Source organism: Klebsiella sp. WP4-W18-ESBL-05, assembly GCF_014169075.1.
Classification (GTDB): domain Bacteria; phylum Pseudomonadota; class Gammaproteobacteria; order Enterobacterales; family Enterobacteriaceae; genus Kluyvera; species Kluyvera ascorbata_B.
The window spans coordinates 3,653,230-3,676,182 of sequence record NZ_AP022057.1; the positions used below are offsets into that span (position 1 = coordinate 3,653,230).

Annotated in this window: 24 protein-coding genes and 1 pseudogene; 18 read left to right on the forward strand and 7 right to left on the reverse strand. The window is 55.3% G+C overall.

The window, feature by feature from the left end:
- Positions 1–5 precede the first annotated feature (5 nt).
- From hutX to H7R58_RS17415, 7 genes are all read left to right on the forward strand, one after another.
- A complete protein-coding gene (gene hutX / locus H7R58_RS17385; protein WP_182930156.1) occupies positions 6–500 on the forward strand; it encodes a heme utilization cystosolic carrier protein HutX in 495 nt (164 codons plus the stop codon).
- Complete coding sequence (locus H7R58_RS17390) at positions 500–1,123, forward strand: SDR family oxidoreductase (RefSeq protein WP_182930155.1); 624 nt, start codon at positions 500–502, stop codon at positions 1,121–1,123. Before hutX ends, H7R58_RS17390 begins: the two co-directional genes overlap by 1 nt.
- Before the next feature lie 51 nt (positions 1,124–1,174).
- Complete coding sequence (locus H7R58_RS17395) at positions 1,175–2,167, forward strand: FecCD family ABC transporter permease (RefSeq protein WP_227674168.1); 993 nt, start codon at positions 1,175–1,177, stop codon at positions 2,165–2,167.
- Positions 2,164–2,931, forward strand: a complete 768-nt coding sequence (locus tag H7R58_RS17400; protein WP_106928367.1) for a heme ABC transporter ATP-binding protein — start codon at positions 2,164–2,166, stop codon at positions 2,929–2,931. The genes H7R58_RS17395 and H7R58_RS17400 overlap by 4 nt, the downstream gene beginning before the upstream one ends.
- A 122-nt stretch (positions 2,932–3,053) precedes the next feature.
- Positions 3,054–3,476, forward strand: coding sequence for a hypothetical protein (locus H7R58_RS17405; RefSeq protein ID WP_106928366.1), 423 nt, complete (start codon positions 3,054–3,056; stop codon positions 3,474–3,476).
- 201 nt (positions 3,477–3,677) lie between these two features.
- Positions 3,678–5,810: a TonB-dependent receptor gene (locus H7R58_RS17410; RefSeq protein ID WP_182930154.1), complete on the forward strand. Its 2,133-nt coding sequence runs from the start codon at positions 3,678–3,680 to the stop codon at positions 5,808–5,810.
- Between the two features lie 11 nt (positions 5,811–5,821).
- The gene (locus tag H7R58_RS17415; protein ID WP_182930153.1) at positions 5,822–6,835 is read left to right on the forward strand and encodes an ABC transporter substrate-binding protein; all 1,014 of its coding nucleotides are present in this window, start codon (positions 5,822–5,824) and stop codon (positions 6,833–6,835) included.
- A 35-nt stretch (positions 6,836–6,870) separates the two neighbouring features.
- Here H7R58_RS17415 and H7R58_RS17420 read toward each other — a convergent pair whose 3' ends face one another.
- From H7R58_RS17420 to H7R58_RS17435, 4 genes are all read right to left on the reverse strand, one after another.
- The gene (locus H7R58_RS17420; protein WP_182930152.1) at positions 6,871–7,977 is read right to left on the reverse strand and encodes a fimbrial protein; all 1,107 of its coding nucleotides are present in this window, start codon (positions 7,975–7,977) and stop codon (positions 6,871–6,873) included.
- A gap of 12 nt (positions 7,978–7,989) precedes the next feature.
- Positions 7,990–10,503, reverse strand: coding sequence for a fimbria/pilus outer membrane usher protein (locus H7R58_RS17425; RefSeq protein ID WP_182930151.1), 2,514 nt, complete (start codon positions 10,501–10,503; stop codon positions 7,990–7,992).
- Between the two features lie 17 nt (positions 10,504–10,520).
- Positions 10,521–11,186: a fimbrial biogenesis chaperone gene (locus H7R58_RS17430; RefSeq protein ID WP_182930150.1), complete on the reverse strand. Its 666-nt coding sequence runs from the start codon at positions 11,184–11,186 to the stop codon at positions 10,521–10,523.
- Between the two features lie 67 nt (positions 11,187–11,253).
- Positions 11,254–11,820, reverse strand: coding sequence for a fimbrial protein (locus H7R58_RS17435; protein ID WP_106928354.1), 567 nt, complete (start codon positions 11,818–11,820; stop codon positions 11,254–11,256).
- A gap of 564 nt (positions 11,821–12,384) precedes the next feature.
- Here H7R58_RS17435 and H7R58_RS17440 point away from each other — a divergent pair.
- The 5 genes from H7R58_RS17440 to H7R58_RS17460 all read left to right on the forward strand — a co-directional run bounded on the left by H7R58_RS17440 (position 12,385) and on the right by H7R58_RS17460 (position 15,568).
- The gene (locus H7R58_RS17440; protein ID WP_001395480.1) at positions 12,385–13,416 is read left to right on the forward strand and encodes an IS630-like element ISEc33 family transposase; all 1,032 of its coding nucleotides are present in this window, start codon (positions 12,385–12,387) and stop codon (positions 13,414–13,416) included.
- Positions 13,417–13,586: 170 nt separating this feature from the next.
- Positions 13,587–13,886, forward strand: a complete 300-nt coding sequence (locus H7R58_RS17445) for an ArsR/SmtB family transcription factor (RefSeq protein WP_182930149.1) — start codon at positions 13,587–13,589, stop codon at positions 13,884–13,886.
- Positions 13,887–13,896: 10 nt separating this feature from the next.
- Positions 13,897–14,418, forward strand: a complete 522-nt coding sequence (locus H7R58_RS17450) for a rhodanese family protein (RefSeq protein ID WP_182930148.1) — start codon at positions 13,897–13,899, stop codon at positions 14,416–14,418.
- Between the two features lie 53 nt (positions 14,419–14,471).
- Positions 14,472–14,651: a hypothetical protein gene (locus H7R58_RS17455; RefSeq protein WP_106928348.1), complete on the forward strand. Its 180-nt coding sequence runs from the start codon at positions 14,472–14,474 to the stop codon at positions 14,649–14,651.
- Between the two features lie 467 nt (positions 14,652–15,118).
- Positions 15,119–15,568 (forward strand): L-alanine exporter AlaE, encoded by a 450-nt coding sequence (locus H7R58_RS17460; RefSeq protein ID WP_106928346.1) that lies wholly within the window; start codon positions 15,119–15,121, stop codon positions 15,566–15,568.
- A 39-nt stretch (positions 15,569–15,607) separates the two neighbouring features.
- Here H7R58_RS17460 and H7R58_RS17465 read toward each other — a convergent pair whose 3' ends face one another.
- Positions 15,608–15,889 (reverse strand): YgaC family protein, encoded by a 282-nt coding sequence (locus H7R58_RS17465; protein WP_227674984.1) that lies wholly within the window; start codon positions 15,887–15,889, stop codon positions 15,608–15,610.
- A gap of 2 nt (positions 15,890–15,891) precedes the next feature.
- Here H7R58_RS17465 and H7R58_RS17470 point away from each other — a divergent pair.
- Positions 15,892–16,589, forward strand: a protein-coding gene (locus H7R58_RS17470; RefSeq protein WP_182929052.1) for an IS1 family transposase whose coding sequence is annotated in 2 segments (ribosomal slippage) — positions 15,892–16,141 and positions 16,141–16,589 — 699 coding nt in all. Because the reading frame shifts where the segments join, the coding sequence is not laid out codon by codon here.
- A 27-nt stretch (positions 16,590–16,616) separates the two neighbouring features.
- On the opposite strand, the pseudogene H7R58_RS17475 reads toward H7R58_RS17470, so the two are convergent.
- Positions 16,617–16,745: pseudogene (locus H7R58_RS17475) on the reverse strand (DUF2002 family protein); the annotation flags it as partial.
- A gap of 150 nt (positions 16,746–16,895) precedes the next feature.
- Between H7R58_RS17475 and H7R58_RS17480 the strand changes: the two are divergent.
- Positions 16,896–17,222: a DUF883 family protein gene (locus H7R58_RS17480; RefSeq protein WP_106928342.1), complete on the forward strand. Its 327-nt coding sequence runs from the start codon at positions 16,896–16,898 to the stop codon at positions 17,220–17,222.
- A gap of 67 nt (positions 17,223–17,289) precedes the next feature.
- Here H7R58_RS17480 and H7R58_RS17485 read toward each other — a convergent pair whose 3' ends face one another.
- Entirely contained in the window at positions 17,290–18,639 is a 1,350-nt protein-coding gene (locus H7R58_RS17485) for a MocR-like pyridoxine biosynthesis transcription factor PdxR (RefSeq protein WP_182934440.1), read from the reverse strand.
- A gap of 86 nt (positions 18,640–18,725) precedes the next feature.
- Here H7R58_RS17485 and H7R58_RS17490 point away from each other — a divergent pair, with 86 nt between their 5' ends.
- The 4 genes from H7R58_RS17490 (at position 18,726) to proX (ending at position 22,886) form a co-directional block, all read left to right on the forward strand.
- A complete protein-coding gene (locus tag H7R58_RS17490; protein WP_182934441.1) occupies positions 18,726–19,157 on the forward strand; it encodes a carboxymuconolactone decarboxylase family protein in 432 nt (143 codons plus the stop codon).
- A gap of 411 nt (positions 19,158–19,568) precedes the next feature.
- On the forward strand, positions 19,569–20,774 hold the full coding sequence (gene proV, locus H7R58_RS17495) for a glycine betaine/L-proline ABC transporter ATP-binding protein ProV (protein ID WP_106928336.1): 1,206 nt from the start codon (positions 19,569–19,571) through the stop codon (positions 20,772–20,774).
- Positions 20,767–21,828 (forward strand): glycine betaine/L-proline ABC transporter permease ProW, encoded by a 1,062-nt coding sequence (proW, locus tag H7R58_RS17500; protein WP_182930147.1) that lies wholly within the window; start codon positions 20,767–20,769, stop codon positions 21,826–21,828. Before proV ends, proW begins: the two co-directional genes overlap by 8 nt.
- A 62-nt stretch (positions 21,829–21,890) precedes the next feature.
- Positions 21,891–22,886, forward strand: coding sequence for a glycine betaine/L-proline ABC transporter substrate-binding protein ProX (gene proX / locus H7R58_RS17505; protein WP_106928332.1), 996 nt, complete (start codon positions 21,891–21,893; stop codon positions 22,884–22,886).
- Positions 22,887–22,953 lie beyond the last annotated feature (67 nt).

Below are 22,953 nucleotides of genomic sequence, written 5' to 3' on the forward strand. Positions count from 1 at the left end.
TAATGATGAGCAACGTTTCTCTGCACGACTTTTTAAAAACCGAGCCCGACGGCACGCTGGAAGCCATCGCCGGGCAATACAACACCACGCTGCTGGACGTGGTACGCCATCTGCCGTCCCACACGCTGGTGAGCGGCGATCGGTTTGACACCGTCTGGGACAGCGTTTGCCAATGGGGCAAAGTCACCACGCTGGTGCATACCGCTGACGTCATTCTGGAATTTACCGGCGAGCTGCCGTCCGGTTTCCACCGCCACGGCTACTTCAACCTGCGCGGTAAAAAGGGGATGACCGGCCACATCAAGGCGGAAAACTGCACCCACATCGCGCTGGTCGAACGTAAATTTATGGCGATGGATACCGCCTCAATCTTGTTCTTCAACGCCGCGGGTAGCGCGATGTTCAAAATCTTCCTCGGCCGCGATGATCACCGCCAGTTGCTGAGCGAGCAGGTTGATGCCTTCCGTACCCTGGCCGCCGCGCTGAAAGGGGATGCCTGATGAGCCCGTGGCTGATTTTTGGTGCCGGTGGACAGGGCGTGGGGGCCATGACGCTTGAGCGCGCGCGGGTCGAAAAACGCCCGGTCGTGGCGCTTGTGCGCACCGCTGAGGCCGCTGCACGTCTACAGGCTAGCGGCGTAACGACAATCGTCGGCGATGCCTGCGACGCCGAGTGCGTTGCGCAGGCTTGCCTGGCCGCGGGCCCGTCGGCCACGGTGATATCCACCATGGGCGGCGCGCACGACTACCTGGCGCACCGGACGGTCATTGATGCCGCGGAGCGCGCGGGTATCCGCCGGATGATTCTGGTGACCTCACTGGGCTGCGGCGACAGCTGGCCGTTCCTTTCCGAACGTGCGAAGGCGGCATTTGGTCAGGCGGTCAGAGAAAAAACGCTGGCGGAAAGCTGGCTTCAAACCAGCACGCTGGACTATGCCATATTGCGCCCCGGCGGCCTGCTTAACGGCGCGGCCAGCGGCAAAGCGCAGCGCATTCAGCAGCAGGAAGTACATGGTTTTGTGCAGCGTGCCGACGTGGCGGCGCATATTCAGGCGCTGGCCAGCGCCCCAACGCTCAATCATCAGGTTTACAGCCTGATCGAGCCGGGCCTTAAACCGGCCTAATCCCTTCGCGGCGCTGCCCGGCAGCGCCGCATCGATGTTATGGAGATTTGCGTGTTCAAGGATTCACTCTCATCCTTCAGCGTTTTTATCGGCCTGCTGCTGATACTGGCGATGCTCGTACTGGTTGGCGCCAGCCAGGGTGCGCTAAAAATCACCTTCACCTCCCTGCTGGACGAGCAATATCGCGATATCTGGCTCAATATTCGCCTGCCGCGCGTGCTGCTGGCCGTGCTGGTTGGCGGCGCGCTGGCAACGGCGGGGGTCATCATGCAGGGACTGTTCCGCAATCCAATGGCCGATCCGGGCCTGTTGGGCGTCAGCAGCGGTTCGGCGCTGATGGTCGGCATGGCGATTATCTTTCCGCTTTCGCTCCCCGCGGTGATGATGCTGTATGAACAGATGATCTTCGCCGTCGCCGGCAGCCTGGTGGTTTGCGCGGTGATCTTTCTCATCAGCCTGCGCCACACCCACGGCGGCATGATGCAGCTGCTGCTGGCGGGCATCGCCATCAATGCCCTGTGCGGCGCGGCGATAGGTATCCTGAGCTACATCGGCGACGAGCAACAGCTGCGCCAGCTTACGCTTTGGATTATGGGCAGCCTCGGGCAGGCGCAGTGGCCCACGTTGATCGTGGCAGCCTCCTTTGCGCTTCCCGCCATGCTCGCCACCGCCTGGCTGGCAAACACGCTTAACCTGCTACAGCTCGGGGACGAAGAGGCGCACTACCTCGGCGTCAACGTCAAACGCAGGCGCCAGCAGCTGTTATTGCTGAGCTCGCTGCTGGTCGGCGCGGCGGTATCGGTCAGCGGGGTGATTGGCTTTATTGGTCTGGTTATCCCGCATCTTATCCGCATGACCATCGGCGCCGACCACCGCTGGCTCATCCCCTGCTCAACGCTGGCAGGTGCCAGCCTGCTGCTGGTCGCCGACACCCTGGCGCGTACGCTGGTCCAGCCCGCAGAAATGCCGGTAGGTCTGCTGACCAGCCTGATCGGCGGCCCCTACTTTTTATGGCTGATTTTACGTACCCGGAGAGCGCTATGATTGACGCCCGTAACCTGACGTACAGCATTCAGGGGCGACGCCTGACGAATAACGTCTCTCTGACGCTACCCGGCGGCGAAATTGTGGCTATTCTCGGGCCGAACGGCGCGGGGAAATCCACCCTGCTACGCCAGCTAACCGGTTATCTGCAGCCGGATAGCGGCCAGTGTTCGCTGTTAGGTAAGCCACTTAGCGAATGGCCAACGGCAGAGCTGGCGAGAACGCGAGCGGTCATGCGCCAGAACTGTCACATGGCCTTTCCGTTCAGCGTGATGGAAGTGGTGCGTATGGGCCGCCACCCTCACCGAACCCGCAATCCGGGTGACGAAAGCGAGCGCATTCTGGCACTCTGCGGCTGTAGCGAGCTGGCCGCTCGCGACTATCGCCATCTTTCCGGTGGCGAACAGCAGCGGGTGCAGCTGGCACGATTACTGGTACAGCTGTGGGAGCCCGAGCCCTCGCCTAAATGGCTGTTTCTTGATGAACCCACGTCGGCGCTGGACATTCACCACCAGCAGCACCTGTTTCGCCTGCTCCGTCAACTGGTGCAGGAACGTCAGTTTAACGTCTGCTGCGTGCTGCACGATCTCAACCTCGCCGCACGCTACGCCGATCGCATCATACTGCTGGAAAAGGGGCGAGTCGTCAGCAACGGTACGCCGCAGGAGGTGTTGACCGAACCGGCGCTGCGCAGCCTTTACCAGGCCGAAATGCGCGTTACGCAGTCCCACGATGACGCGCCGCTCATCGTGCTGGAACGATGATAATTGTCAGGTGGTGAAAACCGCCTTGGGAACACAATGATTCAATTACAGTTTATTCCTAGAGCCGCATCAGAATGTCTGTGCCATGCTTTCTAACGCTCACAAACTGATGAGGATTTAAGATGAAAAAAACAACGATTGCACTTTCAGCACTCCTGCTGGCTTCCCCGGTTTTCGCTGCGACCACACACGCTACCGATGAGACGGTCGCCGAGGCTCAGGCGCACGCGAATACTGCCAAAGAGAAACTGCATCAGGCGCAAAATCAGGGCGAAGAGCTAAAACTGAAATCCAAACACGCCGCTGAAGGCAAAAGCGACAGCGTCGGCAGTCAGGTCAGCGAAGGCGCTCAGAAGACCTGGCACAAAACCAAAGAAGGCACGGAAAAAGGGTGGGATGCCACCAAAGAAGGTGCGCAGAAAGGCTGGAACAAAACCAAAGAGACTTCCCAGAAAGGCTGGGACGCCACGAAAAAAGGTGCTGAAGAAGGCTGGGATAAAACCAAAGAAGGTGCCGCTGACCTGCAGAAAAAAGTTAGCGAATAACGTTCTTCCCCCGCTCGACACCCGACGCCCAATGGAAACATTGGGCGTTTTTTTTCGCCTGATCTACCCCTTCGTTATATATTGACTTATATATCGAAAGCTCACATCATATTCATCACACAAATAATAATAGCTGTTCCCCTCATGCGTCGATGGTAACTCGCTTACCACCAGTCTTTCCGCTAACACACTGAATTCAAAATGTTCTCTTATAAAAGCAAACCGTTCAATATGGGCCTACTGGCGCTGTCATGCCTGGCCATCACCCATCCTGGCTACGCTGAAGACACCATGGTGGTCTCCGGTAGTTCCACAGCGGCAGCAGAAGGCACGCAGCAAGAGCCGCTGGCCTCACAAAAAGAAGCCACGATCGGCGGGCTGGGTAAGCGCGCACTGATTGATGTTCCATGGTCGGTACAAACCCTGTCGTCGTCGTTGATAAACCAACAGCAGCTAAAAAGCGTTAAGGATGTTTACCGCTATATGCCTTCCGTTCAGGGAGAGGGCGTCCGACCGCAAACCCGTGGCATGCAGGGCAGCGTGGTGCAAAACCATATGATTGATGGCCTGAACGCTGTCTCCACCACAGAATACGCCGCTGAACAGTTCCAGAGCGTGGAGGTCCTGAGCGGTCTTGCGGGATCGCTTTATGGCCCAGCCAACCCTGCCGGGATGTTTAATCTGGTCTCCAAACGCCCCACCGACACTCCGCTGCACCGCGTCACTGTAGGTGCTAGCACCGGCAACGGCGCGTTAACCGCGCTGGATTTCAGCGGACCGATTGACGACGGTGACCGCGTCAAATATCGCCTCAACCTGCTCAATGACGAGGGCCATGGCTATACCAGCGGCAGCCATAAACGCCGCCAGCTGGCGAGCCTGGGCCTGGACTTCCAGCTGACCGATAAAACGGTACTGGAGAGCAACTTCAGCTACTACCACTATTATGAAAAAGGCATGGCCGGGTCGTTTGCATTGGCCAAAGGCGTACACTTCCCTTCCCCGCTTGACGCAACCAAAGCGAAATACGGTCAGCGCTACGCAGGTAATGACGATGAAACCAGCACCGCCAGCCTGCATCTGAAGCATGATTTCGACGGAAACTGGCTGCTGGACGTCGGCGTGCTGCGCCAGATAGCGGATCGGGAATCAACCACCGTGACCAACACGCTGACCGACAATCGCGGCAGTTACACCACCACCACCGCCAACTCGGCCGCCAGCCGCTTTACGATCAATAGCTATATGGCTAACCTGACCGGCAGCGTCGACACCGGCTGGTTAACGCACGATATCAGTACCGGCGTACGCGGCTTCGTGTGGAAAAACTATAATCCGGTAAACGGAGGGACCTTCACGCTCGGTCACTCCTCGCTGGATCAGCACCCAACCTATCCACGACCGCCGTACCCGGACTTTAACCGTCGCTATCAATCCGCCACCACGACTCAGCACGCTTTTCTGCTGAGCGACACGCTGCACTTTAGCCCGCAGTGGAGCCTGCTGCTTTCCGGCAGTGAAAATCTGTTCACGGTCAGTAACTACAATAAGTCCCGTCAGCAGACCAGCGATAAAAAGGATCGCGGGGCCAGCGGTTCAGCCAGCCTGATGTATAAGCCACTGGACAATATCACCCTGTACACCACCTGGGCTGATAGCATGCAGCAGGGTGATACCGCACCGGCAGGCGCCAGCAATGCCGGACAGATCCTCGACCCGTACCGTAGCCATCAAATTGAAGTGGGGGCCAAATATGCTCCGATTGACGATCTGATGCTCTCTGCCGCGTTATTCCAGGCGAAACGTCCGTTCGCCTACACCAATGAGAGCGGCGATTTTGCCGAAGACGGCACGCAGAAAAACCGAGGTCTGGAGCTGATGGCTGACGGGCACGTCACGCGTAACCTGCGCCTGTTCGGCGGTGCCACCTGGCTCGATCCGCGTCTGCACGACACGGCAAGCGCAAGCGCTAACGGCAAACAGGTCGTCGGCCTGCCGCGATTCACCGCTAGCATGCTGGCGGTATATAGCCTCGAGCAGTTGCCGGGCGTCGATGTTGACACCAATGTACGCTACGTCGGTCGCCGCGCGACCGATAATGCCAACGATAGCTGGGTCGGAAGCTATACGACCGTCGACGTAGGCGGGAGCTACGCGACCCGCATGTTCAATACGCCGGTCACCTTCCGTCTGGACGTCACCAACCTGACCAATCGCCGCTACTGGACCAACGTGGTCCCGGGCGCGCTGACCGGTTATACCGGTGCGGGCTACGCCAGCGCACAGTTGGGCGCACCGCGTCAGGCTGAGCTCTCCATGCAGATTGATTTTTAAGGAGCACGCATATGAAACGTCGCCATGCGTGGTTACTCTGCGCGTGGCTAGCCTTCCCCGCCCTGGCCTCGCGTCAGGTCGTGGATGATGCTGGTCATACCGTAACGGTACCCGATCGGGTTAGCGCAATTGCCGACGGCTGGTTTGCGCACCATTCGGTGCTGATGACCCTGGGTGCAGGCAGCCTGATTGTCGCCACCGTTAACCATCCCGAAAGCCAGCCGTGGATGTTTAAAATCACCCCGACGCTCCATCACGCCCTCCAGGTTCGCGGCACGGCCTTTAACCCGGAAAGCCTATTGGCAAAACGGGTGGATCTGGTCTTTACCGCCAGGGGTAACGATCGCGCAGAAAGCTACCGTCAGGCTGGCTTACCGACGCTCGAGATGGCATTTACCGATTATCCCTCATTGATGAAATCCGTCACTACCACCGCTGAAGCGCTGGGAACACAAACGGCACGTCAGCGTGCGGCGGATTACAACCAGTATCTACAATCGGTCCTCCAGAACGTGCAGCATAAAACGCAGGGGCTTACCGACGCGCAGCGTCCAACGGTGCTGCATATTCAATCGCTCAAGCCGTTGAAAGTAGACGGAAGCAAAACGCTGATCGACACCTGGATAACGCTGGCCGGCGGCAAAAATGCGGCGGCGGGTATAGAGGGAAATATGAGAGAAGTCTCGCCGGAACAGGTACTGGCCTGGCAACCCGATGTGATCATTCTGGGCGCGAACTGCGGTTCTCTGGCGAATTCTGCCTACGCCGGGCTGTTCGCCGGGCTGAAGGCGGTGAAAAACAATCGAGTGCAACAGAACCCTGCGGGCGTTTTCCCGTGGGATCGCTATGGCACCGAAAGCGCGCTACAAATTCAATGGGCGGCAGCCATGCTGCATCCAGACTTATTTCCGGACGTTAACATGGCAAGCGTGACGCAGGCGTTTTACCGCCGTTTCTTTGACTACCCGCTGAACGACGCAGAAGCGCTGCGCATTTTACAGGCGCTGCCGCCATCCGACGTTTAGCCGCGCCGGATGGCGCGGCATGGCAACGGCAAGCGTCAGTTATAAATCAGCGTAAATGTCGCCATGCTGTTGGCCGTGCCGGCACTCACGGTACTGCCCGTCTGTACGTACTGCGCAGTAAAGTTGATACGCTCGGCGCTGGAGACGCTGCTGGCCTTCACGTTCTTCAGCACCGGCAGATTCGCCGATTCGTTAAGCTTCACCGCGGTGCCAGCGGTCGGTGCCGGCGCGTCGTTACTGCCATAGCTGAGCTTAATACCCACGCCTTTAGCCGTACCCTCACCCTGGGTTAATGCCAGCGTATCCGGCAGGCTGGCATCGGCCTCCAGGCCGAAAAAGCCGATGCGTACGTCCGTTGGCTGCGAGCAGTACACCGGGATGGCAAAGTTTTGCGCGCTGCCGCCGGTGGTATTGACGCCTTTGAACGCGGATTTATTGACTGATCCCAGGCCAACATTGATGGTCGTTGTCGCGACCTCGCAGCTGCCGCTGGAGCCAATATCCACGTTCAGGGCCGACAAACTCAGGAACGTCGGCGACGAGGTGGCCGTGCCGTTTCCTGAAGCATCCTGCTGTTCCATATACAGCTTCCCGACCTGCGGCTGCGACTCCACGTTAGCGTGGTTACCGCTGACCAACTGCACATCGCCAATTTTATAGAAGGTGACATACGCCTTCACAATAATCTCACGCTCGGAAAGCAGTGAAGACAGATCGGCACTGTCGCACACGGTGACCGACTCTTTCCCTGCCGGAGAAGACGTGCCATCGATGTAGTGCACCGCCCCGCCGTTGCACTGAAAGCCCAGCGAATAGCCCAGCCCGCTGAGCTTACTGGCAAAAATGTGCACCCCGTTCACCGCGATAGCGGCACCGGAAGTATCTACCTGCTGGTAAATCAGCCTTTTCCAGGCGGAAGCCGGTGCCTGCAGGTCACAGGTAAAGTGAATACCGCTGCCGTTATCCGCCAGCGAATGCGACATATGCGAATTGACCGGCAGCGTCGGCAGGTACTGCACGTTCTGGGTGTTAATGGTCATGTCGCCAACGGTGGTGTTGCAGCTTTCCGCCCACACCCGTGGGCTGCTGATCCCCGCGACCAGCAATATCAGCCAGCCAAAAAGAGCATATCTTCGATTCATATTCGCGACCTTTTATAAACAGGTGACGCTGGCGGTTTTGACCGGCCGACGTTGCTGATTGTCAGGAAGATGGAAGTGGGCCACGCAGGTTTGCGTAGCGTTATGGTCATCCCAGCGCACCTCAAGGGTGCCTTCATCCGGCACGCCGCTCAGGTACACCTGCCCCTGCTCGGCGACGATACCGGTCGCCGCATCGTCATCGCCTTTAACCCTCGCGCTGGCGCCAAACGGCAGCGGCCCGCCGCGTCCGCGCAGGGTGAACAGCACCCGATTCCCCAAGTGCGTGGCATAATCCGCCTCGACGATAGCGCCGCCGCCAGGGATGACCGTTTGTCCCAGCAGCTCCACGTCGGCATCATCTGGAATGGTTTCGGTATTCAGGCTGATGTCGTTTTTACGGTAGGCGGTCAGCGTGGGCACAATCGCATAGCCGCGCCAGTCGGTGTGCACGTCCGTGCCATTCTCGATATCCACGTTGTCGGCGCCTGGCGCGCGAACCACGGCAAAGCTGTCGCCGGTGTACTGGCCGAAAGTGACGCCGTGAGGATGGGCTACGATGGAACCGGAAGCGCCCCAGGTTATCTGATTGCTGATTTTGTCATGCTGGTAACCCACCTGCGCTTCACCGTAGCCGCCGCGATAGTCCAGAGACACGCCGCTGTTGCTGCCCTGGCCGTTGTTACCGTACCCCTGCTGCACGCTGTAGAAGAGATTGTTTTTCTCCAGCGCCGAGCCGTAGAGTGAAGCCTGCTGCGAGGCGTGGCCTGCGTTATCGGTGGTGCTGCTGTAGCTGACAGAGCTGCCCGGCAGCATTTTGCCCAGCGGTACGTTCAGATTAAATGACCACGAGCGATCGGCTTTTTTATATTCTGACGATGCGGTGTAGTAGTAGCCCACGCCCCAGGAGACGCCTTTCCAGGCGCTATAAAAACCGACGTGCACTGTCTCATCATGGCCGCGAGCGTGCCAATAAGTCTGCATCCAGGCCGATGCGGACAGGCTGCCAAGGCTGCCCAGCATTTGTGAAAGCGAGAACTCTTCGCGCGTGCGTTTATTATCCGTGACGCCGTAGCGGCCTTCCAGCGCATTCGCCTCGCTGAAGTCATAGTAACCACTGGAGGAATAGCGATAGCTTGCCAGGCTGAGCGATGTGCCGCTGCTGGCAAACTCTTTCTGGTACTGCAGGCGCGCTGAGTTGCCGCTGTAGCGCCGATTTGACGGCGTGCGGGTCGTCGCGCGGGTGTAATCAAAGCCTAACGATCCCAGTTCGCCAAAACCGTGTCCCAGCCCGGCGGACCAGGCCTGATAATCGTCCGCCACCTGCGCGCCGCCGTAGAACGTGATATCGGCAGGCAGCCCGTAGAACAGCGTCGACTGCACAAACTGCGGCTCACGGGTCTGTGGCTGCGTGGAATAAAAGCGTCCGGCGCTGACGCTGTACTTCACCCGTCCCTGTCGCAGCATAAACGGCACGGCGGAAAACGGCTGGGTAAACTTTCGCTCAGAGCCGTCGCTTTCTTTAACCGTCACCTCCAGATCGCCGCTCTGCGAGGTCGGATAAAGATCGTTAATCGCGAACGCGCCGGGGGCGACGAAGGTTTCATAAATCACATAACCATGCTGGGAGACGGTTACTTTGGCATTGCTGTGGGCCATACCGCGAATAACCGGGGCGAATCCGCGCTGGCTGTCCGGCAGCATCTCTTCTTCCGACATCAGCTGCGCGCCGCGGAACTGCACGCTATCAAACACGTCGCCGCTGGTATAGGTATCACCAATGCGCAGCTGGCTCTTCAGCGCCCGCACATCGTGCTGCAGGTAGGTACTCTGTGAACGCCAGCGGTGGGTTTTGTCATACTGCATGGAGGCAATATTACGTAGCCGCCAGCCGCCGAGGTTAACGCCGCTGCGCAAATTGAGGTAGTTCGTTTGCGTTGTGCGTTCGTCTTCATGGGACTGGGCGCCGCTGAGGTTATAGTCAACAAACGCCGCCGGAATGCCGTCGTCCCAGCGTGACGGATCGACGTACCCGCGGCTTTTAAGGTTCAGCGCCGCCTGCGGAATGCTCAGATTCAGCCGCTGGCTGGCGAAATCAAAATGGCTGCTGGCATCGGGGATAAAGCGTTCAATATGGGTTAACGTTTCGCCATCATGTAACTGCTCGAACGCGGGGAAGGCGCTGATGTTGACGCCATAATCCGCCAGCTTCTCTGGCGTAAGCACCGGCAGCAGACCATCGCCGCCGTCGATAAATTCCACCGTCTCCTGTGCAACCTGCTGGTTGTTCACCCACACCGTTACGGGGTAGCTCCCCGGCTGCTGGCCGCCCGACCTGGCGAAGTAATGTAAATCGGCGGTTTTTTGCTGCGGGTCAGACAATTCAACGGCCGCCGGGTCAAAGTAATCGTCAGCCCAGACAGCAGGGTTGTAACACAAGACGAACAGTGCCGTCGGCACGCAGGCCAGCAGCACGGCGGTACCGAGTGTAGTATCGTCGTTCCGGGAGTCTGAGGTTGTCGTCTTCACGCTGGGGCCCGTAATAATTACCGTTGAGTAAAATCAGTCACACCGCCAAAATCATTTATCGCCCGCCATTTCACGGTACCTAAGCGGCTAATCGGCCACGTTTTGTCGCTGAACGGCGCAATCATGCCCGGAGACTCCAGCTCCTGACCGCCGACCGAAAGGGAGAAAAATGAAACAAAATAAGGGGTAGGATTATGAGCGGTCAGTTCTGAACCCACGGAATGGAACGTTAGCTGTTTCCAGGCTTCCGTCACATCACCGGCAAGATGATTTGGCCGATAGAAGATCTTAAATTTTGACTTAATATTGACCTGTAATTTATTGTCCTCCCCCTGTTTCGAGGGGGCGATACTTTTAACGTTTAACCAAAATACGGACTCACGGTCGTTGGGTAAATTTGCGCCAGTGTAGTTAATACGCAGTATATTTTTTTGTTCAGGGTCAAGGCGAAACAATGGCGGGGTCACAATAAAAGGCGGCTGACTTTTATCTGTGGCGGAAAAATTCTCCACCCACGACTGTACTAAATAGGGTGTAGACGTATCGGCATTACTTACCGAAATAGAGGCTTCTCGTTTTCCTTCTTGGTAAATTACGCGAGTTCCTCCCATGACAATACCGGCCTGAGCCGTCGTCGATAAAACAAATGCAGAAAGAGCTATGCTCGCGATAAATCGATTCATAGGAATGACCAGCGTTATTAGATAAAGCAAAAAATTGAGCAGAAGTTGCCTTCTGCTCACGGCTTAATTAGTTATAAACCATATTAAAATCGGCCACGCCATTCGCGGTACCGGTCGTTACCGTTGCGCCTGTAGAGGCGTAGTCAGCGTAGAAGGTCAGATCGGCAGAGCCGGCATCATCGCCTTCAACAACCGCGTGTTTTGCCGACACGACGCCAGGGATAACCTGTTTAGTCTGGTCATCTTCATACAGTTTGATGCCCACGCCGGTTGCGCCAGATTCAACGGCCAGCAGGGAAGAATTGATTTTATCTTTGTTACCGTCAAACAGTACGGAGACCTGCTCTACGGAATCCGGGCAGTCTTTGACCTTGATGTGGAAAGCGGTTTTGGTGGTTTCAGTGCCTACGCCGGTGAAATAGGATTTTGCCCATTTACCAAGGTCGACGGTCTGGTTAGCGGTGCTGCTATCAACGTTACAAGATGAATCGGTGATTGAACCGGTGAATTTTACCTGGCCGCCGGTGCCCTGTGTACCCGCATCGGAACCTGGGTTCGTCGATACGGACGCGATAGCTGCGCCAGATACGAGTGCGGCTACGACACATGCCATAATGCGGAGTTGTGATTTCATTCTTGGTCTCTTCTTAACTTAATATTTATGCAGGAATATCTGAGAATAAATATTATTCTCCAGCGTCCCGCCGTCATATCCTCCCTGTTTATATGGTTTTGTTCCGTCTGTAGAGTATAACGTATTCATTCGACTCAAATAATAACCAGTAAAGGCCGAATAATTATTATTCAGCAAGATCGGTTAATCATTAATGTATTAGGAATACGTAGCTAATAATATTCTTATTTAGATATGATGCAACCCGTGATTAAGTAAAATACCCGTGACAGTATTTAATTCAGATACAAAAGTTTCAACAAGCGTGACCACATGTTGTATTTGAAATTACATCACACAAAACTCCCAGCGAATCAGAGCTATTGAATTTAACACTTAATGAAATAATTTAACCGAGTTAACGTTGTTATGCATATTCTCGCCTGTCTTTTATGACAAAAAATGCGGTACTCAAATAAAACTAAATAGCTGCGCGGAATAGTAGATCACTGAAAGGGAACTCAGCCCGGATTGTGCGATCTGATCAATCGCCAAACCAACCAAAATCACCAACCGGACTGAGCGATGCCGATCATAGTACCAATACCCCGTGGCGAACGACGCCTGATGCAGAAAGCTATTCATAAAACGCGTGATAAAAATCATGCCCGCAGACTCACGGCCATGCTGATGCTTCATCGGGGTGAACGGGTCAGCGATGTTGCCAGAACTCTCTGTTGTGCCCGTTCATCCGTTGGTCGCTGGATTAACTGGTTTACGCACTCAGGTATTGAAGGCCTGAAATCCTTACCCGCAGGGCGCTCCCGACGCTGGCCTTTTGAACATATCTGCACCCTGTTACGTGAGCTGATAAAGCATTCTCCCGGCGATTTTGGTTATCAACGTTCACGCTGGAGCACCGAATTACTGGCAATAAAAATCAATGAGATAACCGGTTGCCAGTTACATGCAGGAACCGTTCGCCGCTGGTTGCCATCTGCGGGGCTTGTATGGCGCAGGGCCGCGCCAACTCTGCGTATCCGTGACCCACATAAAGATGAAAAGATGGCGGTAATCCACAAAGCGCTGGATGAATGCAGCGCAGAGCATCCGGTATTTTATGAAGATGAAGTGGATATCCACCTTAATCCTAAAATCGGTGCGGACTGGCAGTTGCGCGGACAGCAGAAACGGGTAGTGACGCCGGGGCAGAACGAAAAATACTATCTGGCCGGCGCACTGCACAGTGGCACGGGTAAAGTCAGCTACGTGGGCGGCAACAGCAAAAGTTCAGCGCTGTTTATCGCTCTGCTGAAGCACCTGAAAGCCACTTACCGGCGGGCGAAAACAATCACGCTGATCGTTGATAACTACATTATCCATAAAAGCCGCGAAACACAGCGCTGGTTGAAAGCAAATCCCAAGTTCAGGGTAATTTACCAGCCGGTTTACTCGCCGTGGGTGAATCATGTGGAACGGCTATGGCAGGCACTTCATGACACGATAACCCGTAATCATCAGTGCCGCTCAATGTGGCAGTTACTGAAAAAGGTCCGCCATTTTATGGAAACCGCCAGCCCATTCCCCGGAGGAAAACATGGTCAGGCAAAAGTGTAGCGGTATTAGGCGCAGCTATTTAGGAATATTCCCATTATTATTCCGTTTATTTATTTTCAACCCACTTAACCATTAGCATACTAATGAGTTTGCCGACTGCGCAAATATCTCTCGCAATGTATTCCCGATTAGTTTAGCATTTACTAAATTAAGTAAAATCTAAACTAACTATGACCCCAAATGAACTGCTTCAGTCCCGTGCCGGCGAGGCCGCCGCGCTACTCAAAGCGATGAGCAACCCTCGCCGGCTGCTGATCCTTTGTATGCTCTGCGACGCTCCGGGCACCAGCGCAGGCGATTTAGCCAAAGCCTGCGGGTTAAGCCCGTCCGCGACTTCACAGCACCTTGCGCGCATGCGGGAAGAGCGGCTGGTTGACTGTCGGCGCGAGGCACAGCGTCTTCACTATTTCATCAAAAACGAGGCGGTGCAGCAGATAGTCGCCACCTTAAAAACGCTCTACTGCCCCTGAGGAGCCCTGCATGACGACCGAAACGATTTCCCCGAAAGAAGCCTTCGCCCTGACCGAACAGGGTGCCCTGCTGATTGATATTCGCGACGCCGATGAATATGCCCGCGAACATATACCTGCCGCTCGCCTGCTTCCGCTCGGCGCCATTGAGCAAGGTGCAACCGTGCAGGCGTCCGCAGCGGACGTGGTGATTTTTCACTGCCAGTCCGGTAACCGTACCCGTAACAATCTCGCCCGCCTTGTCGCAGCGGCCGCGCCTGCACAGGTGAACATTGTTGAAGGTGGGATTGATGGCTGGCGTCAGGCCGGTCTGCTCACCGTTGAAGATAAATCACAGCCGCTACCCCTAATGCGCCAGGTACAGATTGCGGCTGGCGTGCTAATTTTACTGGGCGTTATCCTCGGCTATAGCGTTTCCAGCGCCTTCTTCCTGCTCAGCGCATTCGTTGGCGCGGGCTTAACCTTTGCCGGGGTGACGGGTTTTTGCGGCATGGCGCGGCTGTTAGTCGCGATGCCGTGGAACCGTCGTTGACGGCTGCCGCCGCGGCGACAAGATATCACCCTCTATAACAAAGGAGTTCGTGGATGTTTGCACCTGGCGATCTGGTTCAGTCCAAAATGGGCGGACCAAAACTCAAAGTCATTGAAGCGCATGAAGATAGCATCGTCGCCGTACAGGCAAGCGATGAGCACGGTAAACAATACACCCTGAAAAACGACGACGTTGCCCCGTACCATGAAGAGGGAGACTTTGGCGTCTGCTGAGTGCTTTCTGCGGTGAGCATCGCTCGCCGCTTCCTTCCCCCCTTCAGTTGCATGATTACCCAAATTTCACGCATATCTCAAAAATCTAACATCCAACATTTAATGCTAATAAAAAGCCCAAAATCTGGATAAAAAAACCAATAGCGATAGCGATCACAATAAAATCAGCATCGCACGCCGACGCGTGAATCATGCCGGCATTTACGCCCATCACACTCCGGCGAACTCATCACATAACACAATGATTTTAATCATTAAAATAACCTTCAAAAACAAAAATAGCGTAGCGCTCAAAAAACAATCGACGGCAGAGTATTTTATTGACAAAAACGCATTAAATAAAAATATTTCACTAGTTGTTTGTTTTATTGCAGATGGATAACCTATACGCGTCGCATAAACCAATCCAAAACGCCTAAAAAAACGTTTTCACTCCGTTATAACGTCCATTTTCGAGGAGCATACCGATGTTCTCTGCGCAGTCACGCCTGCGTCATGCGGCAGCAGACACTTTCGCCATGGTGGTCTACTGTTCCGTCGTGAACATGATGATTGAAATATTTCTCTCGGGAATGACCTTCGAGCAGTCACTTTCATCACGTCTGGTTGCTATTCCGGTCAACATTATTATTGCCTGGCCATACGGTCTGTATCGTGACTTTATTATGCGCCAGGCGGCGCGTATCAGCCCGGCAGGTTGGGTGAGAAGAGCGGCGGACCCGCTGGCGTACGTGACCTTCCAGTCGCCGGTGTACGTTATGATTCTGCTGAGCGTTGGCGCTGACTGGCACCAGATTGCCGCGGCGGTCAGCTCTAACGCGGCGATCTCGCTGGTGATGGGGGCGGCTTACGGCTACTTCCTCGATTTCTGCCGTCGCCTGTTCCGTGTGGAACAATATACCCAGGCAAAAGCCTGATAGACGCGCAATAAACGACTGGCGATGCCAGTCGTTTATTCATACGTTCTCGCCAAATAACCCATCTAAAAAGCGTTCTAACGCCATTCGTGAACTAAAACCGTGCGGAATGCCGTAGTGCTGTTCCACATCGCCGCCGAGATACAGCGGGAACTGTTCATAGTGATCGCAAGCTTTAATATCAGACGCCGGTTCGGCAAATTTATAGCTTCGGTCTTTAAGCCCCGGATGAATAATCAACGCAGTGCGCCCCATCCGCGCTTCGGTCATGTATTCAATCCGTTGATCACCCTGTAGAATGACTGATTTACGGGTGAGAATTTATGGCTCAGGTTGACGTGAAATGTCCCTTCTGTGGACGCATTGATGCGGTTAAAAAGCATGGTCTGGGCACTGCCGGGCACCAGCGCTATCGTTGTCAGTCATGTAGCCGAACTTTCCAGCTTGATTACGCTTATCGTGCCTGCCAGCACGGCATGAAAGAGCAAATTGTTGACCTTGCGATGAACAACTCGGGGATCCGCGATACTGCAAGAGCGCTACATATCAGCATTAATGCTGTTGTGCGCACCTTAAAAAACTCTCGCCGCGACGGGTAACTACGCTTCCACTGGACAACCTGCAAATCCAGCTGATTTGTGAAATTGATGAAATGTGGTCATTTGTGGGCAACAAGAAGCAGCAGCGTTGGTTGTGGTATGCATGGGAGCCTCGCCTCAAACGTATTATTGCCCATGCTTTTGGCCGTCGAAGCAAAAAGACTTTGCGTAAGTTATTGAAGCTGTTAGTGGGCTTTAATGTTGTCTTCTGGTGCACAGATAACTTCAGCGTTTACGACATGTTACCGAATGAAAAGCACATCACAGGCAAGCTTTATACACAACGGATAGAGCGTGAAAACCTGAACCTTCGCAACCGGCTAAAGCGGCTTAATCGTAAGACCCTCGGATACTCGAAATCAGTAGAAATGCATGACAAAATTATCGGTACATTCATTGAGCGTGAGCACTACTTGCAATGAGCCGATCTACACATTGAATACGTGACCCCGCGCTTCGCGGTTAACGTAGACGTAATTCTCACCGCGGCGATAGCCGTAGGCTTTGGGGGTTACCGCATCCATGGTAAAGCCCGCTTTTTCAAGCACGCGCGCTACCTCGTCAGGTCGTAAATACATATTTTTTCCTCGTTATCTTTTACTGCATCGCCACCTTACATGAATCAGTATTCGTCTCGCTTTCAGATAATTCCAGAAACTCATTAATTCCCGGCAATTTATAGCGTATGGCCTACACTTAACGCTCAATACAAATTCGAGGAGGCCGAGATGCCAAAGTTGTTTAATCGCAATGAAGCTGACGACGAAGTACAAGATATTCATAACGATGTCAGCCAATTAGCCGACAGTCTGGAAGATATTCTGAAGAGCTGGGCCAGTGAAAATAAAGATGAGGTAGATACCGCTCGTCGTAAGGCTAAAGCGTTACTCAGCGAAACCCGCGCACGTATTCACGGCCGTAGCCGCATACAGCAAAGCGCATGCGACGTTGCCGAAACGGCAGACAGCTATATTCGCGATAAACCGTGGCAAAGTGTGAGCGCGGCCGCGGCGGTAGGTATTTTTATTGGCGTATTATTGGGATCGCGCCGATAATATAACCACAATGATGTTGATAATAAAAACGCGTCTCCCCCGGAGTGTCTCTGATGCTCCGGGGTTTTTATTTTAGCGCCCGCCGTAGCGCCGCCACCTGCTCGTCAGCCATCGCCTGCGAAATAAGATTCGTAAAGCTCATTATCAGCCCGCCTCGTCCACCTGTCGCTATCCGCCAGTCGCTGATAGCCTGTACCGCCAGGCCAGCCTCACGGGCCCTGCGCGCCATCGCGCGATCGTCCCCCTCGACCGTCACCACCAGTTGAATGCCGCCGGATTGCGCCACAACCTGAAAACCCTGAGCCACGAGCGCGGTTTCCAGCCAGCGGCGACGCTGGGCATAGTGAATGCGCATTTTCTTCAGATGGCGCCAGAAGTGACCTTCGCGTAGAAAGTCTGCCAGCGTGTGCTGCCAGAGCAGCGGCACCGGGCAGGCCGCACGCTGAGCCTGACGACGAAACGCCGCCACCAGCGGCAGCGGAACCACCAGCCAGGCGGTCCGCAGCGCTGGAAACAACGATTTGCTGAACGTCCCTACATAAATCACCCGCTGTGGCGCATCCAGACTCTTCAACGGCGGCAGCGGCTTGCCGTGATAGCGAAACTCGCTGTCATAATCGTCTTCAATGACCCACGCCCGCTGGTGTGCCGCCCAGTCGAGCAGCTGTCGCCGACGCGGCAGCGACAGCGCCACGCCGGTCGGGCTCTGGTGAGCCGGAGTTAATAGCGCAAATCGCGCGTCGCCGGCATGCTGTAATGCCCAGTCAATATTCATCCCCTCGTCGTCAACCGGCACCGGGTGCAGGCTTACGCCCTCCTCTGCCAGCGTCGGGCGGATCAGCGGGAAGCCGGGATCTTCTACCCACATGCTCTCACCGCGCCCATCCAGCGCTTTAAGCGCCAAGCTCATAGCCGCCGCATAGCCCGAAGTGATAAACACCTGACCGGCATCGCACTCAATGCTCCGCGACAGCCGCAGGTACTCGACTATCGCCTGACGCAGCGCCAGTTCACCACACACATCGCCCAACGCGAGGTCAAAGCGGGTTTGCGTACGCAGCCTGCGCCCCATTACCCGAGCCCATAGCCCGCGCGGAAAGAGATCCAGCGCGGGCAAGCCAAGCTGGAACGGCAGCGGCTGAAACTGCTCGCCGCCAAAACCAAGCGGCTCCGCTGGCGTGGCTTCCAGCGTTAAGTGATGACTGACATACGTCCCTGCCTGCCCGCGTCGTTCAAGCCACCCCTGCGCCACCAGCTCCGCATAGGCGTTCTCCACCGTCACTCTGGAGACACCAAGCTCCTGAGCGTAGAGGCGACTGGACGGCAGACGCCTGCCCGCACTCAGTTCACCTTGTTCAATCGCCGCCTTCAGCTGACGAGCGATTTGCTGGTATCGCGGTACATGGCGCGTTTTCATGGTCTTATTTTTTACCCAGAATATGGCTATCTTTTTAGGGCCATTATAGTGCTATTTTTGTCTCATCTTGAACGAGGAGAAAGACAATGACTGCACTACGCCAACCCTATAGTGAACTGAGCCCAGCGGTCTATGCCGGGCTGGTACAGGCGAGCATCGCGCTGGAAAAGAGCACGCTGGAACGCCCGCTGCTTGAGCTGCTGTACCTGCGGGTATCACAAATTAACGGCTGCGCGTTTTGCCTGGAGATGCACAGCAACGCGCTGCGCAAAGCCGGTGTGGAACAGGTCAGGCTGGACGCGCTAGCTGGCTGGAGAGTGAGCGATCGCTTCAGCGATGCAGAACGCGCCGCGCTGGCCTGGGCGGAAGATCTGACGCACATCGCCGAAACACACGCCGAAGATGACGTCTACCAGCCGCTGCTGGCGCATTTTAGCGCGGAACAAATTAGCGATATGACCTTTGCTATCAGCCTGATGAACGCCTTTAACCGTCTGGCTGTCGGTATGCGGATGTAAGCCAGAATCGCCCGTGACTATTCATCATTCACGGGCGATTTGATGTTGTAAATAATGCCTCAATCCTCGCCAATATACGCCCACATTTTTCGCCGGGATATTTCTTATCAAACGGCCATGATCATACAAATAACTCACGCTAATTCACGGTGATTTTTCCGACAATATTCATGCCATTTTTCCGATCGCTTGCAAATTTTCCAGCTTAATTTACAAAAAAATCAACAGGCGCTAATTTGCGGCTCATCCCTTATATCATGGGAAATGAGCGCACGATCGCCCTGCCTGATATTTCTGATCAGAACAGGTTGAGGGTTGTCACATCATCTGAATGTGCTAGGGTATAAAAAGGTAATTATTCTCATCAGGTACCATATCGACATAAACTAAAAACAGGAAAACGCATATTGCATGGCAGTTAAATTAGAAGTTAAGAATCTTTATAAAATATTCGGCGAGCATCCACAGCGAGCATTTAAATATATCGAGAAGGGTTTCAGCAAAGAGCAAATTCTGGAAAAAACAGGGTTATCGCTTGGCGTCAAAGACGCCAGTCTGGCCATTGAAGAAGGCGAGATATTTGTCATCATGGGGTTATCCGGCTCCGGCAAATCCACCATGGTACGCCTTCTCAATCGTCTGATTGAACCCACCCGCGGTCAGGTGCTGATTGACGGTGTGGATATTGCCAAAATATCCGACGCCGAGCTCCGCGACGTGCGCCGCAAAAAAATCGCCATGGTATTCCAGTCGTTTGCGCTGATGCCGCACATGAGCGTGCTGGATAACACCGCATTCGGCATGGACCTTGCGGGTGTGCCGGTACAGGAGCGCCAGGAAAAAGCACTGGACGCCCTGCGTCAGGTGGGCCTCGAAAACTACGCGCACGCTTATCCGGATGAACTGTCCGGCGGGATGCGACAGCGCGTCGGTCTGGCGCGTGCTCTGGCCATCAACCCTGATATTCTATTAATGGATGAAGCCTTCTCGGCGCTCGATCCTTTAATTCGTACTGAGATGCAGGATGAGCTGGTAAAATTACAGGCGAAACATCAGCGTACCGTGGTATTTATTTCCCACGATCTCGATGAAGCAATGCGAATTGGCGATCGCATTGCCATTATGCAAAATGGCGAAGTCGTTCAGGTGGGTACTCCGGATGAAATTCTGAATAATCCGGCCAATGATTATGTCCGCACCTTCTTCCGCGGTGTGGATATTAGCCAGGTGTTTAGCGCCAAAGATATTGCACGTCGTAATCCCGATGGCTTAATCCGTAAAACGCCGGGCTTTGGCCCACGCTCCGCGCTGAAATTATTGCAGGATGATGACCGCGAATTTGGCTACGTCATTGAACGCGGAAATAAGTTTGTCGGTATTGTCTCCATCGACTCCCTGAAAGAGGCGTTAAAAGCTAACCAGGGAATCGACGCGGCGCTGATTGACGAGCCTCTGGCCGTTGATGCGCAGACGCCGCTCAGCGAATTGCTCTCTCATGTGGGCCACGCGCCCTGCGCCGTTCCGGTGGTGGGAGAAGAACAGCAGTACGTCGGCGTGATTTCAAAACGCATGCTGCTACAGGCATTAGATCGCGAGGGGGCAAACAACAATGGCTGATCAATCTAACCCGTGGGATACCACACCGGCCGCAGACAGCGCGGCAAATTCTGCCGACGCCTGGGGCTCTCCGGCATCGACGCCGTCCGGCGGTAGCGCAGACTGGCTGCACAGCGCGCCCGCTCCGCAGGCTGAGCATTTTAATATTATGGATCCGTTCCATAAGACGCTGATTCCACTCGATAGCTGGGTAACTCACGGCATTGACTGGGTGGTCACGCACTTCCGCCCGCTGTTCCAGGGGATTCGCGTTCCCGTCGACTATATTCTGAGCGCCTTCCAGCAGCTGCTGCTGGGAATGCCCGCACCGGTGGCGATTGTGATTTTCGCCCTCATCGCCTGGCAGATCTCCAGCCTCGGCATGGGCGTAGCGACCTTTATCTCGCTGATTGCCATCGGTGCGATTGGCGCATGGTCACAGGCCATGGTGACGCTGGCACTGGTACTCACTGCGCTGCTGTTCTGTGTGTTAATCGGCCTGCCGCTCGGTATCTGGCTGGCGCGAAGCCTGCGGGCGGCGAAGATTATTCGTCCGCTGCTTGATGCCATGCAGACGACTCCCGCGTTCGTGTACCTGGTGCCGATTGTCATGCTGTTCGGTATTGGTAACGTCCCGGGCGTCGTCGTGACGATTATCTTCGCCCTGCCGCCCATTGTGCGCCTGACCATTCTTGGGATTAACCAGGTGCCAGCAGATCTTATCGAGGCATCGCGATCCTTCGGCGCTAGCCCACGTCAGATGCTGTTTAAAGTGCAGCTGCCGCTGGCAATGCCGACCATTATGGCGGGCGTCAACCAGACGCTGATGCTGGCCCTGTCAATGGTCGTGATCGCCTCCATGATCGCCGTCGGCGGTCTCGGCCAGATGGTCCTGCGCGGTATTGGCCGTCTGGATATGGGGCTGGCAACGGTTGGCGGCGTGGGGATCGTTATCCTCGCCATCATTCTCGACCGCCTGACCCAGGCCGTTGGCCGCGACTCCCGCAGCCGTGGCAATCGCCGCTGGTACAGCACCGGCCCGCTGGGTCTGCTGCTCCGCCCTTTCACTAAGTAACCATCGTGTTGGCCTGCGCTGCGGGCCAACGCTCCACGACTATCACTATTAAAGGAACAACGATGCGACACTCATTTGTTTTTGCGACAGCGTTTGCCACGCTGGTTTCCACCAGCGCCTTTGCCGCCGACCTGCCGGGGAAAGGCATGACCGTACAGCCGGTACAGAGCACCCTGTCCGAAGAAACGTTCCAGACGCTGCTGGTCAGCCGCGCGCTGGAAAAGCTCGGTTACACCGTCAGTAAACCCAACGAAGTCGATTACAACGTCGGCTACACCTCTATCGCCGCCGGCGACGCGACCTTTACCGCCGTCAACTGGATACCGCTGCATGACGATATGTATGCAGCGGCTGGCGGTGACAAGAAATTTTACCGCGAAGGGACGCTGGTTGGCGGCGCGGCGCAGGGGTATCTGATCGATAAGAAAACCGCCGACCAGTACCACATTACCAATATTGAGCAGCTTAAAGATCCGAAAATCGCCAAACTGTTCGATACCAACGGCAACGGTAAGGCCGATCTGACCGGCTGTAACCCAGGCTGGGGCTGTGAGGCGGTGATTAATCATCAGCTGGATGCCTACGATCTGACCAAAACGGTCGAGCATAATCAGGGCAACTATGCGGCAATGATGGCCGATACCATCACCCGCTTTAAAGAAGGCAAGCCGATTATCTACTATACCTGGACACCGTATTGGGTGAGCGACGTGCTGAAACCGGGGAAAGACGTGGTCTGGCTGCAGGTGCCGTTCTCCTCCCTGCCGGGCGTACAGAAAAATATCGACACCAAGCTGGCTAACGGCGCGAACTACGGCTTCCCGGTAAGCACTATGCATATCGTCGCCAATAAGGCCTGGGCCGAGAAAAACCCGGCGGCGGCGAAGCTGTTTGCCATTATGAAGCTGCCGCTGTCCGACATTAACGCACAGAACGCGATGATGCATGACGGCAAGGCTTCAGAAGCCGACGTTCAGGGCCAGGTTGATGGCTGGATTCAGGCTCACCAGCAGGTATTTGACGGCTGGGTAAAAGAGGCGCTGGCCGCGCAGAAGTAGGCCTGAACAGCCTCGTGCCATCAGGCATGCCCACTCGGGGCGGCATAAAGCAGCATCCGAGTGTGGC